Here is a 14,645-nt window from a genome sequence, read left to right on the forward strand (position 1 = left end):
GACCACTCCATGAGCCTTAATATTTTCTGGTTCCTGCCTACCCACGGCGACGGCCATTACCTTGGCACCGCCGAAGGCGCGCGCGCCGTTGACCATGGCTACCTGCAACAAGTCGCCCAGGCGGCGGATCGCCTGGGTTTCGGCGGGGTGTTGATCCCTACCGGACGCTCCTGCGAAGACTCGTGGCTGGTGGCGGCCTCGCTGATCCCGGTGACCCAGCGCCTGAAGTTCCTGGTCGCCCTGCGCCCAGGGATCATTTCGCCGACGGTGGCGGCGCGTCAGGCGGCGACCCTGGATCGCTTGTCCGGGGGCCGGGCGCTGTTCAACCTGGTGACCGGCGGTGACCCGGAAGAGTTGGCGGGCGATGGCTTGTTCCTCAGTCACGAAGAGCGTTATCAGGCCTCCGTGGAATTCACCCGGATCTGGCGCCGCGTGCTGGAAGGCGAAACCGTCGATTACGACGGACAACACATCAGCGTCAAAGGCGCCAAATTGCTCTATCCGCCGATCCAGCAACCACGTCCACCGCTGTACTTCGGCGGCTCTTCTGAAGCGGCGCAGGATCTGGCGGCCGAGCAGGTCGAAATGGTCTTGACCTGGGGCGAGCCACCGGCCGCGGTTGCCGAGAAAATCGCGCAAGTGCGGGAGAAGGCAGCCAAGCTGGGCCGTACCGTACGCTTCGGCATTCGCCTGCACGTGATCGTGCGCGAAACCAATGACGAAGCCTGGCAGGCCGCGGACCGGCTGATTTCCCATCTGGATGACGACACTATTGCCCGGGCGCAGGCATCGTTGGCGCGCTTTGACTCGGTGGGCCAGCAACGCATGGCTGCGCTGCATGGTGGCAGCCGCGACAACCTGGAAGTCAGCCCGAACCTGTGGGCCGGTGTCGGCCTGGTCCGTGGTGGTGCCGGCACGGCGCTGGTCGGCGATGGCCCGACCGTGGCGGCACGGGTCAAGGAGTACGCGGACCTGGGCATCGACACCTTCATCTTCTCCGGTTATCCACACCTGGAAGAGTCGTACCGGGTGGCCGAACTGCTGTTCCCGCACCTCGACATCGAACGTCCCGAGTTGCCAAAAACGGGCGGTTACGTCAGTCCGTTCGGTGAAATGGTCGCCAACGACATTCTTCCCAAAGCCGCGTCCCAGAGCTGAGGCGCGCCATGAAGAAGCAAACCCTTATCCACAGTCTCGCGCCCTGGGCCCTGCCGGTGCTGTTGCTGGCGGTGTGGCAGTTGTCGGTGTCGGCGGGCTGGTTGTCGACGCGGATTCTGCCGGCTCCGATCGCGGTGATCGAGGCGGGCGTGAGCCTGGTGCAAAGCGGCGAAATCTGGAAACACCTGGCCATCAGCGGCTGGCGTGCTGGCCTCGGATTTGTCATCGGCGGCGGCATCGGCCTGGTGCTGGGTTTCATCACCGGCCTGTCAAAGTGGGGTGAACGCCTGCTCGACAGTTCGGTGCAGATGATCCGCAACGTGCCGCATCTGGCGCTGATTCCGCTGGTGATCCTGTGGTTCGGCATCGACGAGTCGGCGAAGATTTTCCTGGTGGCCTTGGGCACGTTGTTCCCGATCTACCTCAATACCTACCACGGCATTCGTAACGTCGACCCGGCGCTGGTGGAAATGGCGCGCAGCTATGGCTTGAGCGGTTTCAGCCTGTTTCGCCAGGTGATTCTGCCGGGTGCGTTGCCGTCGATTCTGGTGGGGGTGCGTTTTGCCCTGGGCTTCATGTGGTTGACGCTGATCGTGGCCGAAACCATCTCGGCCAGCTCCGGCATTGGCTACCTGGCGATGAATGCCCGGGAGTTCCTGCAGACCGACGTGGTGGTGCTGGCGATTGTGCTCTATGCGGTACTCGGCAAATTGGCCGACCTCGCGGCCCGAGGCCTGGAACGGGTGTGGCTGCGCTGGCATCCGGCCTATCAAGTGGCCAAGGGAGATGCAGCATGACGGCTCAACAACCGCCGCGCCTGCTGCGCGGGATTCCCCTGGTGGTGCGCAAGCTGCAAAAGACCTTTGGTGCGCGGCAAGTGCTGCGCGACATCGACCTGCATATTCCGGCCGGTCAGTTCGTCGCGGTGGTCGGTCGTAGCGGCTGCGGCAAAAGCACCTTGCTGCGCTTGCTCGCCGGCCTCGACCAGCCAACGGACGGACAATTGCTGGCGGGCTCGGCAGCGCTCAGCGAGGCCCGGGAGGACACCCGGCTGATGTTCCAGGAGGCGCGTTTGCTGCCCTGGAAAAAGGTCATCGACAACGTCGGTCTCGGCCTCAAGGGCAACTGGCGCCAGCAGGCCCTGGATGCCCTGGAGGCGGTGGGCCTGGCCGACCGCGCCGATGAGTGGCCGGCGGCATTGTCCGGCGGGCAGAAACAACGGGTGGCCCTGGCCCGGGCACTGATCCACCAGCCGCGCCTGCTGTTGCTCGATGAGCCGCTGGGTGCCCTGGACGCCCTGACCCGGATTGAAATGCAGCAACTGATTGAGCGCCTGTGGCAGCAGCATGGTTTTACCGTGTTGCTGGTGACCCACGATGTCAGCGAAGCCGTGGCGATTGCCGACCGGGTGCTGCTGATCGAGGAGGGCGAGATTGGCCTGGACCTGCACGTCGAGTTACCGCGCCCTCGGGTTCGCGGTTCACATCGACTGGCAGCGCTGGAAACCGAAGTGCTCAACCGAGTGTTGGCCCTGCCGGGCGTACCGCCCGAGCCGGAACCTGTTTCACCCTTGCCCACGCAATTGCGCTGGGCTCAATAACTCATCGTTCTTCCCACGACAGGAATCACCCTCATGACTATCAAAGCCATCAACGTTCGCAACCAGTTCAAAGGCACCATCAAGGAAATCGTCGAAGGCGATGTGTTGTCGGAAATCGACGTGCAAACCGCTTCCGGTATCGTCACCTCGGTGATCACCACCCGCTCGGTCAAGGAGCTGGAACTGGTGATCGGCAGCGAAGTGATCGCCTTCGTAAAGTCCACCGAGGTCTCGATCGCCAAGTTGTAAGCCGTGCGCTACGAACAACCCCGAAGGGTGTGAGCCCTTCGGGGTTTTTTTATGGGCTTGCTGGGGGATTACCAGCGCGTTTAGGCAGGTAAGGCGGCAGATACAACCCCAGGTACGCATCAAACACCCGCATCCCTTCCTCCGCCATGCGCGGGGTGATCTGCCCATGCTGCTGCACCGAGCGCGCATACACCCGATCACCCAGCTCCATGGCCAGGGCAAACACGTCGACGTCGGTGGGCAGCGCTGGCAGTGCAAAGTGCTGGTCGAAGAGGGTGTGCATCAGGTCGCCCAGTTCGAGGTCGTGCTGGCGGTCGGCCTGGGTGACTTCGGTGAGCCCGTGCTGGGCCAGGATCAACTGGCGGGCGGCGGCGTCTTCGCTGTAGATCTGCAGCATGCGTTGCTCGACCAGCCGCGACAGGTCACGCCAGCCACTGAGGGTGTCATGGTCGATAGGTGCTTGCAGGCAGGCGCGGAACGCGGCGTGGACGTCGGCCGTCAGGGCTTCGAGCAAGGCCGGGACGCTGGCGAAGAAATGGTAGACGGAGGAGGGCGGGATCTCCGCGCGCTCGGCGACACTGTAGATCGACAAACTGGCCACGCCTTCGGCGGCCAGCAGTGTGCGGGCGGCATCGAGGATCGAATCGATTCGCGCCTGGCTGCGGGCACGGGGTTTACGAAGAGTGGCGGGCCGGGTCATTGAAGTCTCCTGCAGGGCAGGGGGCATTGTACGAGTCGGGTTGTGTGTTGTCTCGTCGGCCGCCATCGCGAGCAAGGATCTGCTACGCACGCAGTATCCGGGTGCTAAACAAGGCCCTGTGGGAGCGAGCTTGCTCGCGATGGCGGCGCTCCGACTATTCGCCAGAGGCGGCCATAAAAAAACGCCATCGGCCAATTAGGCACGATGGCGTTTTTTTTACCGCAACCGCTTACACGGTATGCAGGTACCAGTTGTACTCGAGGTCGGAGATGGAGTGTTCGAATTCCTCCAGCTCGCTCTCTTTACAGGCCACGAAGATATCGATGTATTTCGGATCGATGTACCTGGCCATGACTTCGCTGTCGTCCAGCTCGCGCAATGCATCGCGCAGGTTGTTCGGCAGGCTTTGCTCGTTCTGCTCGTAGCTGTTGCCTTCCACCGGTGCGCCAGGCTCGATCTTGTTGACCAGGCCGTGGTGCACGCCTGCCAGGACCGAAGCCATCAGCAGGTACGGGTTGGCATCGGCGCCGGCCACGCGGTGTTCGATGCGCACGGCATCGGAGGAACCGGTTGGCACACGAATCGCCACGGTGCGGTTGTCCAGGCCCCAGCACGGCGAGTTCGGCACGTAGAACTGTGCGCCGAAACGACGGTAGGAGTTGACGTTCGGGCAGAGGAAGGCCATCTGCGCCGGTAGGGTCTCGAGCACACCGCCGATCGCGTGACGCAGTGCGGCGTTCTGCTCGGGATCCTCACTGGCAAAAATATTCTTGCCGTCTTTATCAAGGATCGAGATGTGGACGTGCAGACCGTTACCCGCCTGGCCTGGGTAAGGCTTGGCCATGAAGGTGGTGTCCATCTCATGGTCGTAGGCGATGTTCTTGATCAGACGCTTGAGCAGTACCGCGTAGTCGCAGGCCTTGATCGGGTCGGCAACGTGGTGCAGGTTGACTTCGAACTGCGCCGGAGCACTTTCCTTGACGATGGCGTCAGCCGGGATGCCTTGCTCCTTCGCACCTTCCAGGATGTCCTGGAGGCAGTCGACGTATTCGTCGAGGTCGTCGATCAGGTAGACCTGTGTCGAGTGCGGGCGTTTGCCGGAAACCGGCGAGCGAGGGGGTTGCGGACGACCGTTCACGTTCTCCTGGTCGATCAGGTAGAACTCCAGTTCGAAGGCGGCGCAGATAGTCAGGCCCATTTCGTCAAACTTGCGCACTACATTGGCCAGTACTTCACGCGGGTCGGCGAAGAATGGCTCACCTTCGAGTTCGTGCATGGTCATCAACAGTTGCGCGGTAGGGCGCTTTTGCCAAGGCTCATTGCACAGGGTGTCGGGGATTGGATAGCAGATTCGGTCAGCATCGCCGATGTCCAGGCCCAGGCCGGTGCTTTCCACCGTCGAACCATTGATATCCAGAGCAAATAGAGAGGCCGGCAGGTTGATGCCTTTCTCGTAAACCTTGTGGAGACTGGTGCGTTCGATGCGCTTGCCGCGCACCACACCATTCATATCCGCAATCAGAAGGTCAACGTACAGAACCTCAGGATGTTCCTTAAGGAACGCGTTCGCTTCGTTAAGCTGAACGGCACGCGGGGGTACCGACATGATGCAACACCTTTGTTGTTAAAAATATCAATCATTGATCTTTTCAGATTCCAGTCAACCCGAACGGCATGCCGAAGTCAAGCGAGGCCTTTTTTGCCCTAAAAAAGCGCTCGAAGGGCATTTTTGAGGCAGTTTGGGGCGTTTTGATCCCTTTCCCTTCGTTGCCGCCCGCAGGCTTGAGCGGGCCGTGTTGTATTTTTTACGGGGGTGTTGTGTAAAAAAATGAACAAGGCTAAGCTCGAATCAAACCCATAACAGCAATAATACCGGGGTGCTTCATGTCTCGCCTGCCGTCAATCGGCGTGACCACCTGCTCCAGGCAGATCGGTCTGCATGCGTGCCACATCAGTGGCGACACGTCCGTCCGCGCGGCGGCCAAGGGCCTGCCGGCGTTGCCGGAGCAGCTATCCCCGTCCGATATTCTGGACGTTGTGGAAGCCCCTCTCTTTAGTGGCACTTCTTCCAATATAGATCCTGTTCACTATAGCGGTCCTGCGAGTACGCCGGGAACTGCTCATGATTCTGCACGCGTTGCCACTCCCTGCCCATTGATTCGCGCCGGCGTTGGTGTTCCTGCACGCACGGCTTTTGCTGCAAGTGTGCAAACCAGGCCCCAATGGCAGGTAAGCTTTAACCCGCATGGCTTGGCCATGGCCCAGACACGACAACGCGACGCGGATGCGTCAAACATCGCCTGACTCTTAATGAAGTCAGGACACTCAGCCCAGAGGCATTTATGAGTAACAACCTCGACCAGCTCACCGATTGGTTGAAAGACCACAAGATCACAGAAGTCGAATGCATGATCGCCGACTTGACCGGGATCACCCGCGGCAAGATTTCGCCGACCAACAAGTTCATTGCCGAAAAAGGCATGCGCCTGCCCGAGAGTGTGCTGCTGCAAACAGTGACGGGCGACTATGTCGAAGACGACATCTATTACGAGCTGCTCGACCCGGCCGACATCGACATGATCTGCCGTCCCGACCAGAACGCAGTGTTCCTCGTGCCCTGGGCCATCGAGCCGACCGCCCAGGTGATCCACGACACCTACGACAAGCAGGGCAACCCGATCGAGCTGTCGCCGCGCAACGTGCTCAAGAAGGTCCTCAAACTCTATGCCGACAAGGGCTGGCAGCCGATCGTGGCGCCGGAAATGGAGTTTTACCTGACCAAGCGCAGCGACGACCCGGACTATCCGCTGCAACCGCCGATCGGCCGTTCCGGGCGTCCGGAGATCGGTCGCCAGTCGTTCTCCATTGAAGCGGCCAACGAATTCGACCCGTTGTTCGAAGACGTCTACGACTGGTGCGAACTGCAGGAGCTGGACCTGGACACGCTGATCCACGAGGACGGTACGGCGCAGATGGAAATCAACTTCCGTCACGGTGACGCACTGTCCCTGGCCGACCAGATTCTGGTGTTCAAGCGCACCATGCGCGAAGCCGCGCTCAAGCACGACGTGGCAGCAACGTTCATGGCCAAGCCGATGACGGGCGAACCGGGCAGCGCCATGCACCTGCACCAGAGCATCATCGACATCGAGACTGGCAAGAACGTCTTCTCCAATGAAGACGGGACCATGAGCCAGCTGTTCCTCAATCACATTGGTGGCCTGCAGAAGTTCATCCCTGAACTGCTGCCGCTGTTCGCCCCCAACGTCAACTCGTTCCGCCGCTTCCTGCCGGACACCTCGGCACCGGTCAACGTGGAATGGGGCGAAGAGAACCGCACCGTGGGCCTGCGGGTTCCGGATGCGGGGCCACAGAACCGTCGGGTGGAAAACCGCCTGCCGGGCGCCGACGCCAACCCGTACCTGGCGATTGCCGCGAGCCTGTTGTGCGGCTACATCGGCATGGTCGAAGGCCTCAACCCAAGCGCCCCGGTAGTTGGACGTGGTTACGAGCGACGCAACCTGCGTCTGCCGTTGACCATCGAAGACGCCCTGGAGCGTATGGAAAACAGCAAGACCATCGAGAAATACCTGGGTCACAACTTCATCACTGGCTACGTCGCGGTCAAGCGGGCCGAGCATGAAAACTTCAAGCGCGTGATCAGTTCGTGGGAACGGGAATTCCTGCTATTCGCCGTCTGACACGCCGGGTGCGGCCCACCAGCCGCACCCTCACCTCACTAGGAAGGAGCGCTTTATGACTAGCAACAACCCGCAAACCCGTGAATGGCAAAGCCTGAGCAACGACCATCACCTGGCGCCGTTCAGTGACTTCAAGCAGCTCAAGGAAAAAGGCCCGCGCATCATCACCAGCGCCAAGGGCGTTTACCTGTGGGACAGCGAAGGCAACAAGATCCTCGACGGCATGGCCGGCCTGTGGTGCGTGGCGATCGGCTACGGTCGCGACGAACTGGCGGACGCCGCCAGCAAACAGATGCGCGAGCTGCCGTACTACAACCTGTTCTTCCAGACCGCTCACCCACCGGTGCTGGAACTGGCCAAGGCGATTGCCGACATTGCCCCGCAAGGCATGAACCACGTGTTCTTCACCGGTTCCGGCTCCGAAGGCAACGACACCATGCTGCGTATGGTTCGCCACTACTGGGCGATCAAGGGCCAGCCGAACAAGAAAGTCATCATCAGCCGCAAAAACGGCTACCACGGTTCGACCGTGGCCGGCGCCAGCCTGGGCGGCATGACCTATATGCACGAACAGGGCGACTTGCCGATCCCGGGCATCGTGCACATTCCGCAACCCTACTGGTTCGGTGAAGGTGGCGACATGACCCCGGAAGAATTCGGGATCTGGGCTGCCAACCAGTTGGAAGAAAAGATTCTCGAAGTCGGTGTCGACAACGTCGGCGCCTTTATTGCCGAGCCGATCCAGGGCGCCGGCGGTGTGATCGTGCCGCCTGAAAGCTACTGGCCGCGCATCAAGGAAATCCTCGCCAAGTACGACATCCTGTTCGTCGCCGATGAGGTGATTTGTGGTTTCGGCCGTACCGGTGAGTGGTTCGGTAGCGATTTCTACGACCTCAAGCCCGACATGATGACCATCGCCAAGGGCCTGACCTCAGGCTACATCCCGATGGGTGGCCTGATCGTGCGTGACAGCGTGGTCGAGGTACTCAACGAGGGCGGTGATTTCAACCACGGCTTTACTTACTCCGGTCACCCGGTGGCAGCAGCAGTGGCCCTGGAAAACATCCGCATCATGCGCGACGAAAAAATTATCGAGCGCGTCCACGCAGAAACGGCACCGTATTTGCAAAAGCGTCTGCGTGAGCTGAACGACCACCCTTTGGTGGGCGAAGTTCGCGGAGTAGGGCTGTTGGGGGCAATCGAACTGGTTCAGGACAAGGCCACGCGCAAACGTTACGAAGGCAAGGGTGTGGGCATGATCTGCCGGCAGTTCTGCTTCGACAACGGGCTGATCATGCGCGCAGTGGGCGACACCATGATCATCGCTCCGCCGCTGGTGATCACACCGGCAGAAATCGATGAGCTGGTGGCCAAGGCACGCAAGTGCCTGGACCTGACCCTGAGTGTGTTGCAGGGCTAAGTGCTAGGCTCTGAGCGGGAGTTGTATGAACTTTCGCTCAGAGCGGTCAGAAAGCTTGGCCTTTCCTTGAAAGACCGCCATGGATGTTGCCAGACTAGCCACGGTTCCAGTCGCCCGGGTTCGGCGCGGAACAGGTGGTTCAAAAAAGAAAAATTTGGAGCATTACGCATGAAGGCACTCGGTAAAAAGCTCGCAGGCAAGACACTCCTTGCCATGTCCCTGATGGGCGTGATGGCGGGCGCGGTTCAGGCAGATGACAAAGTACTGCACGTTTACAACTGGTCCGACTACATTGCGCCGGACACCGTCAAGAAGTTCGAGGCGGAGTCGGGCATCAAGGTTGTCTACGACGTCTTCGACAGTAACGAAACCCTGGAAGCCAAGTTGCTGGCAGGCAAATCCGGCTACGACATCGTCGTGCCGTCGAACAACTTCCTGGCCAAGCAAATCAAGGCCGGTGTCTACCAGAAGTTGGACAAGTCCAAGCTGCCGAACTGGAAAAACCTCAATACCGACTTGCTCAAGGCCGTTTCGGTCAGCGACCCGGGTAACGAGCACGCCTTCCCGTACATGTGGGGCTCGATCGGCATCGGCTTTAACGCCGAGAAGGTCAAGGCTGCACTGGGTGACGACGCACCGACCAACTCCTGGGACTTGATCTTCAAGCCGGAAAACGCCGCCAAGCTCAAAGCATGCGGGATCAGCGTCCTGGATTCGCCAACCGAGATGATTCCGGTGGCACTGCACTACCTGGGTTACCCAACCGACAGCCAGGATAAAAAACAACTGGCCGAAGCTGAAGCGCTGTTCCTCAAAGTGCGTCCTTCGATCGGCTACTTCCACTCCTCCAAGTACATTTCCGACCTGGCCAACGGCAACATCTGCGTGGCTATCGGTTACTCGGGCGACATCTACCAGGCCAAGACCCGCGCCAGTGAAGCCGGTGACAAGGTCAAGGTCAGCTACAACATTCCCAAAGAAGGTGCAGGCAGCTTCTACGACATGGTCGCCATCCCTAAAGATGCCGAGAACGTCGAAGGCGCCTACAAGTTCATGACCTTCCTGCAGAAGCCGGAAATCATGGCCGAGATTACCAACGCCGTACGCTTCCCGAACGGTAACGCCGCTGCAACCCCACTGGTCGATAAAGACATCACCGGCGACCCGGGTGTTTATCCACCGGCGGACGTCCTGGCCAAGCTGTACGCGATTGCCGACTTGCCGGCTGCGACCCAGCGGATCATGACCCGCAGCTGGACCAAGATCAAATCGGGTAAATAACAAGTAGAACCCTTGTAGGAGCGGGTGCCCGCTTGCGGTTTGCTCGCGATGAACCTGAGAGCGCCGCGGGGTGTCAGGAACCCATCGTTATCGTTGACGACCATCGCGAGCAGGCTCGCTCCCACAGGTGTATCTGCATAAAAGTTTTGCTGGATCGGTTTATCGAGGGTAAGTTGCGCGCCGGTTTTGTTGCCAGGCAGCCATGGCTGTCATGTAACGCTGGGCAACTTGGGCCCAACTATTTCAGAGGACCTCCACTTGCCTATTTCTTTGTTTCGTAAAACCATGCTGATTGGCGCCGGTCTGACACTCGCAGCCAGTGTGCAAGCCGCCCCCACCGTGCATATTTATAACTGGTCGGACTACATCGGCGAATCGACCCTGGCGGACTTCGAAAAAGCCACGGGCATCAAGCCGGTGTATGACGTGTTTGATTCCAACGAAACCCTGGAAGGCAAGTTGCTGGCCGGCCGCACAGGTTATGACGTGGTAGTGCCGTCCAACCACTTCCTGGGCAAGCAGATCAAGGCCGGGGCTTTCCAGAAGCTCGACAAGTCGCAACTGCCCAACTACGCCAACCTCGACCCGGTGCTGCTCAAGCGCCTGGAACAGAACGACCCGGGCAACTTGTACGCCGTGCCGTACCTGTGGGGCACCAACGGCATCGGTTACAACGTCGACAAGATCAAGGCGGTACTGGGGGTCGACAAGATCGATTCCTGGGCAGCGGTATTCGAGCCCCAAAACATCAAGAAACTGCAAAGCTGTGGCGTTGCGTTCCTCGACTCCGCCGATGAAATGATGCCCACGGTCCTCAACTACATGGGCCTGGATGCCAATAGCACCAACCCTGCCGATTACAAGAAGGCCGAAGCCAAGTTGCTTGCGGTGCGGCCTTACGTGACGTACTTCCACTCCTCCAAATACATCGCGGACCTGGCCAACGGCGACATCTGCGTGGCCATCGGGTTCTCTGGCGACATGTTCCAGGCCAAGGCCCGGGCTGCAGAGGCCGGCAAAGGCGTGAACATCGCCTACTCGATCCCGAAAGAGGGCGGTGCCCTGTGGTTCGACATGCTGGCGATTCCCAAGGATTCGTCCAACGTCAAAGAAGCCCATGCCTTCATCAACTACTTGCTCAAGCCTGAGGTGATTGCCCAGGTCAGCGATTACGTGGGCTATGCCAACCCGAACCCGGGGTCGGACAAGTTGATGGAACAGTCGATCCGCGAAGACGAGTCGGTGTATCCACCCCAGGCGGTCCTCGACAAGACCTACGTGTCGATCGAGCTGCCACCGAACATTCAACGTTTGATGACCCGCAGCTGGACCAAGGTCAAGTCGGGTAAATAGTGACAAAGGCTCAAACTATCCAAGGGTTCGCCCGTATTGGGCGAACCGCACTCTTTTTGTTGGGAGTTTCGTAAATGGCAGTTGCCTCCGGCGCCTACAAGAAAGCCCTCGAGGGCGACCAGACACCTAAACAGGTGCTGGTCAAAATCGACCGGGTCACGAAGAAGTTCGACGAGACGATTGCCGTGGACGATGTGTCCCTGGAAATCAAGAAAGGCGAAATCTTCGCCTTGCTCGGCGGTTCGGGTTCGGGCAAATCGACCTTGCTGCGCATGCTCGCCGGTTTCGAGCGGCCGACTGAGGGGCGGATTTTCCTCGACGGCGTGGACATCACCGATATGCCGCCGTACGAGCGGCCGATCAACATGATGTTCCAGTCCTACGCGCTGTTCCCGCACATGACCGTGGCACAGAACATCGCCTTCGGCCTCAAGCAGGACAAGATCCCGGCCGCCGAAGTCGACGCCCGGGTGGCCGAGATGCTCAAGCTGGTGCAGATGAGCCAGTACGCCAAGCGCAAGCCGCACCAGCTCTCCGGTGGCCAGCGCCAGCGTGTCGCCTTGGCCCGCTCCCTGGCCAAGCGGCCGAAACTGCTGCTGCTCGACGAACCGATGGGCGCCCTCGACAAGAAACTGCGTTCGCAGATGCAACTGGAGTTGGTGGAGATCATCGAGCGCGTCGGCGTGACCTGCGTCATGGTGACCCACGACCAGGAAGAGGCCATGACCATGGCCGAGCGCATCGCGATCATGCACCTGGGCTGGATTGCCCAGATCGGCAGCCCGATCGACATCTACGAAACCCCGACCAGCCGCCTGGTTTGTGAATTCATCGGCAACGTCAACATCTTCGAAGGTGAAGTGGTGGACGACGCCGAGGGCCATGCACTGATCACCTGCAAGGACCTGGACCGCAACATCTACGTCGGCCACGGCATCAGCACCTCGGTGCAAGACAAGTCGGTGACCTACGCGATTCGTCCGGAAAAACTGCTGGTCACTGCCGATATGCCGACCTGCGAGCACAACTGGTCGAGCGGCAAAGTCCACGACATCGCCTACCTGGGCGGGCACTCGGTGTTCTACGTCGAATTGCCGAGCGGCAAGCTGGTGCAATCGTTCGTGGCCAACGCCGAACGCCGGGGCCAGCGTCCGACCTGGGGTGACCAGGTCTACGTCTGGTGGGAAGACGACAGCGGCGTGGTACTGCGCTCATGAACATGCGAAAACTCAAGCGTCGACTCAGTCGAATAATTCCCGGTGGCCGCCAGTTGGTCATCGGCGTTCCTTTCCTGTGGCTGTTCCTGTTTTTCATGTTGCCGTTCTTCATCGTGTTGAAGATCAGCTTCGCCGAAGCAGACGTGGCCATTCCTCCGTACACCGAGATCTACAGCTTCGTTGAGCAGAAGCTGCAGGTGCTGCTCAACCTGGGCAACTACGCGATGCTCAGCGAGGATGAGCTGTACATTGCCGCTTACCTCGGTTCGTTGAAGATGGCGCTGATCAGCACCATTTTGTGCCTGTTGATCGGCTACCCGATGGCCTACGCCATCGCCAGTGCGCGCAAGGAAATGCAGACCGTCCTGGTACTGCTGATCATGATGCCGACCTGGACCGCGATCCTGATCCGCGTGTATGCGTGGATGGGCATCCTCAGCAACAACGGCCTGCTCAACGGCTTCCTGATGAGCATGGGCTTTATCGATGAGCCGCTGCAGATCCTCAACACCAACCTGGCGGTCTATATCGGCGTGGTCTATTCCTACCTGCCGTTCATGATCCTGCCGCTCTACGCCAACCTGGTAAAACACGACACCAGCCTGCTGGAAGCTGCGTCCGACCTGGGTTCGAGCACCTTCAACAGCTTCTGGAAAATCACCATTCCGCTGTCGAAGAACGGCATCATCGCCGGCTGCATGCTGGTGTTCATCCCGGTGGTGGGTGAGTTCGTGATCCCGGAACTGCTGGGCGGTCCGGAAACCCTGATGATCGGTAAAGTGCTCTGGCAAGAGTTCTTCAATAACCGTGACTGGCCGGTGGCGTCCGCCCTGGCGGTGGTGATGCTGGCGATCCTGATTGTGCCGATCATCCTGTTCAACCGTAGTCAGGCCAAGGAAATGGAGGGTAAAGAATGAAGCGCTTCCGTTTCTCCAGCCTGATGCTGGTAGTGGGTCTGTTGTTCATCTACCTGCCGATGCTGATCCTGGTGATCTACTCGTTCAACGCCTCGAAACTGGTGACGGTGTGGGGCGGCTGGTCGATCAAGTGGTATGTCGGCCTGCTGGATAACAGCCAACTGATGGGCTCAGTGGTGCGCTCGCTGGAAATCGCCTGCTACACCGCGATTGCCGCGGTGGCGCTGGGGACCCTGGCGGCATTCGTGCTGACCCGGATCACCCACTTCAAGGGCCGTACGCTGTTCGGCGGCCTGGTCACCGCGCCGTTGGTGATGCCGGAAGTGATCACCGGTCTGTCGCTGTTGCTGCTGTTCGTGGCCATGGCGCAGATGATTGGCTGGCCCCAGGAGCGGGGCATCGTCACCATCTGGATCGCCCACACCACGTTCTGTGCCGCCTATGTGGCGGTGGTGGTGTCGGCACGCCTGCGTGAGCTGGACCTGTCGATCGAAGAGGCAGCCATGGACCTGGGCGCGCGGCCATGGAAGGTGTTCTTCCTGATCACCATCCCGATGATTGCGCCTTCGCTGGCAGCGGGCGGCATGATGTCGTTTGCCCTGTCGCTGGACGACCTGGTATTGGCCAGCTTCGTCTCGGGCCCGGGTTCCACCACCCTGCCGATGGAAGTGTTCTCGGCGGTGCGCCTGGGGGTCAAACCGGAGATCAACGCCGTGGCCAGCCTGATCCTGTTGGCGGTGTCGATCGTCACGTTCCTGGTCTGGTTCTTCAGCCGCCGCGCCGAAGAAAACCGCAAGCGGGCGATCCAGCAGGCCATCGAAGAAAGTGCTGCCGACTCCTGGAAACAGCCGGACGCACGTCGGGCCCAGGCGCCGGAAGCGGCTTGATTCGGGAGGGTTGACCACAATCCTGTGGTCAACCTCTCTACCCCGCCTCAGCGTGATTCAGGTTGCTCGCGGATCCCGCATACACCCATCAACCCTGTGGGAGCGAGCCTGCTCGCGAAGGACGTCAGGACACCGCGCTTAGCCTGGCTTGGCGCGTCATCG

13 protein-coding genes and 1 pseudogene are annotated in these 14,645 nt (G+C 60.1%); 12 read left to right on the forward strand and 2 right to left on the reverse strand.

The genetic code is table 11. The features are described 5' to 3' along the window. Positions 1 to 9: 9 nt before the first annotated feature. The 4 genes from ssuD to ACM6IP_RS07780 are packed head-to-tail and all read left to right on the forward strand — an operon-like array spanning position 10 to position 3,007. On the forward strand, positions 10 to 1,158 hold the full coding sequence (gene ssuD, locus ACM6IP_RS07765; protein ID WP_095164698.1) for an FMNH2-dependent alkanesulfonate monooxygenase: 1,149 nt from the start codon (positions 10 to 12) through the stop codon (positions 1,156 to 1,158). A gap of 8 nt (positions 1,159 to 1,166) precedes the next feature. Next, complete coding sequence (gene ssuC, locus ACM6IP_RS07770; RefSeq protein ID WP_159998483.1) at positions 1,167 to 1,955, forward strand: aliphatic sulfonate ABC transporter permease SsuC; 789 nt, start codon at positions 1,167 to 1,169, stop codon at positions 1,953 to 1,955. Beyond that, a complete protein-coding gene (ssuB, locus tag ACM6IP_RS07775; RefSeq protein ID WP_095164696.1) occupies positions 1,952 to 2,758 on the forward strand; it encodes an aliphatic sulfonates ABC transporter ATP-binding protein in 807 nt (268 codons plus the stop codon). Before ssuC ends, ssuB begins: the two co-directional genes overlap by 4 nt. A 33-nt stretch (positions 2,759 to 2,791) precedes the next feature. After that, positions 2,792 to 3,007 (forward strand): TOBE domain-containing protein, encoded by a 216-nt coding sequence (locus ACM6IP_RS07780; protein ID WP_003213899.1) that lies wholly within the window; start codon positions 2,792 to 2,794, stop codon positions 3,005 to 3,007. Positions 3,008 to 3,056: 49 nt separating this feature from the next. Here the strand turns inward: ACM6IP_RS07780 and ACM6IP_RS07785 are convergent, their stop codons facing one another. Both ACM6IP_RS07785 and ACM6IP_RS07790 read right to left on the reverse strand, forming a co-directional pair. Continuing rightward, complete coding sequence (locus tag ACM6IP_RS07785; protein ID WP_095164695.1) at positions 3,057 to 3,707, reverse strand: TetR/AcrR family transcriptional regulator; 651 nt, start codon at positions 3,705 to 3,707, stop codon at positions 3,057 to 3,059. Positions 3,708 to 3,936: 229 nt separating this feature from the next. After that, positions 3,937 to 5,313, reverse strand: coding sequence for a glutamine synthetase family protein (locus ACM6IP_RS07790; RefSeq protein ID WP_320333231.1), 1,377 nt, complete (start codon positions 5,311 to 5,313; stop codon positions 3,937 to 3,939). Positions 5,314 to 5,591: 278 nt separating this feature from the next. Here ACM6IP_RS07790 and ACM6IP_RS07795 point away from each other — a divergent pair. From ACM6IP_RS07795 to ACM6IP_RS07830, 8 genes and pseudogenes are all read left to right on the forward strand, one after another. Continuing rightward, positions 5,592 to 5,888: pseudogene (locus tag ACM6IP_RS07795) on the forward strand (gamma-glutamyl-gamma-aminobutyrate hydrolase family protein); the annotation flags it as partial. Between the two features lie 161 nt (positions 5,889 to 6,049). Beyond that, entirely contained in the window at positions 6,050 to 7,408 is a 1,359-nt protein-coding gene (locus tag ACM6IP_RS07800; protein WP_095164694.1) for a glutamine synthetase family protein, read from the forward strand. Between the two features lie 55 nt (positions 7,409 to 7,463). Then, positions 7,464 to 8,828 carry an aspartate aminotransferase family protein gene (locus tag ACM6IP_RS07805; protein WP_159998479.1) on the forward strand — a complete coding sequence of 455 codons (1,365 nt, stop codon included), beginning with the start codon at positions 7,464 to 7,466 and terminating at the stop codon, positions 8,826 to 8,828. A 168-nt stretch (positions 8,829 to 8,996) separates the two neighbouring features. Then, positions 8,997 to 10,109, forward strand: coding sequence for a polyamine ABC transporter substrate-binding protein (locus ACM6IP_RS07810; protein ID WP_095164692.1), 1,113 nt, complete (start codon positions 8,997 to 8,999; stop codon positions 10,107 to 10,109). A 258-nt stretch (positions 10,110 to 10,367) separates the two neighbouring features. After that, positions 10,368 to 11,462, forward strand: a complete 1,095-nt coding sequence (locus tag ACM6IP_RS07815; RefSeq protein WP_414861233.1) for a polyamine ABC transporter substrate-binding protein — start codon at positions 10,368 to 10,370, stop codon at positions 11,460 to 11,462. 74 nt (positions 11,463 to 11,536) lie between these two features. After that, a complete protein-coding gene (locus ACM6IP_RS07820) occupies positions 11,537 to 12,679 on the forward strand; it encodes an ABC transporter ATP-binding protein (RefSeq protein ID WP_095164689.1) in 1,143 nt (380 codons plus the stop codon). A 35-nt stretch (positions 12,680 to 12,714) separates the two neighbouring features. Then, entirely contained in the window at positions 12,715 to 13,596 is an 882-nt protein-coding gene (locus ACM6IP_RS07825; RefSeq protein ID WP_174244642.1) for an ABC transporter permease subunit, read from the forward strand. Beyond that, positions 13,593 to 14,483: an ABC transporter permease subunit gene (locus ACM6IP_RS07830; RefSeq protein ID WP_095164687.1), complete on the forward strand. Its 891-nt coding sequence runs from the start codon at positions 13,593 to 13,595 to the stop codon at positions 14,481 to 14,483. Before ACM6IP_RS07825 ends, ACM6IP_RS07830 begins: the two co-directional genes overlap by 4 nt. Positions 14,484 to 14,645 lie beyond the last annotated feature (162 nt).

Source organism: Pseudomonas sp. IT-P176 (assembly GCF_949767245.1).
GTDB lineage: Bacteria > Pseudomonadota > Gammaproteobacteria > Pseudomonadales > Pseudomonadaceae > Aquipseudomonas.

Bases quoted from the DNA above. Each gene is read 5' to 3' on its own strand.
- ACM6IP_RS07800 (WP_095164694.1), top strand. From the start codon at position 6,050: ATGAGTAACAACCTCGACCAGCTCACCGATTGGTTGAAAGACCACAAG.
- ACM6IP_RS07810 (WP_095164692.1), top strand. From the start codon at position 8,997: ATGAAGGCACTCGGTAAAAAGCTCGCAGGCAAGACACTCCTTGCCATG.
- ACM6IP_RS07830 (WP_095164687.1), top strand. From the start codon at position 13,593: ATGAAGCGCTTCCGTTTCTCCAGCCTGATGCTGGTAGTGGGTCTGTTG.
- ACM6IP_RS07785 (WP_095164695.1), bottom strand. From the start codon at position 3,707: ATGACCCGGCCCGCCACTCTTCGTAAACCCCGTGCCCGCAGCCAGGCG.
- ACM6IP_RS07790 (WP_320333231.1), bottom strand. From the start codon at position 5,313: ATGTCGGTACCCCCGCGTGCCGTTCAGCTTAACGAAGCGAACGCGTTC.
- ssuB (WP_095164696.1), top strand. From the start codon at position 1,952: ATGACGGCTCAACAACCGCCGCGCCTGCTGCGCGGGATTCCCCTGGTG.
- ACM6IP_RS07805 (WP_159998479.1), top strand. From the start codon at position 7,464: ATGACTAGCAACAACCCGCAAACCCGTGAATGGCAAAGCCTGAGCAAC.
- ssuC (WP_159998483.1), top strand. From the start codon at position 1,167: ATGAAGAAGCAAACCCTTATCCACAGTCTCGCGCCCTGGGCCCTGCCG.
- ssuD (WP_095164698.1), top strand. From the start codon at position 10: ATGAGCCTTAATATTTTCTGGTTCCTGCCTACCCACGGCGACGGCCAT.
- ACM6IP_RS07780 (WP_003213899.1), top strand. From the start codon at position 2,792: ATGACTATCAAAGCCATCAACGTTCGCAACCAGTTCAAAGGCACCATC.
- ACM6IP_RS07820 (WP_095164689.1), top strand. From the start codon at position 11,537: ATGGCAGTTGCCTCCGGCGCCTACAAGAAAGCCCTCGAGGGCGACCAG.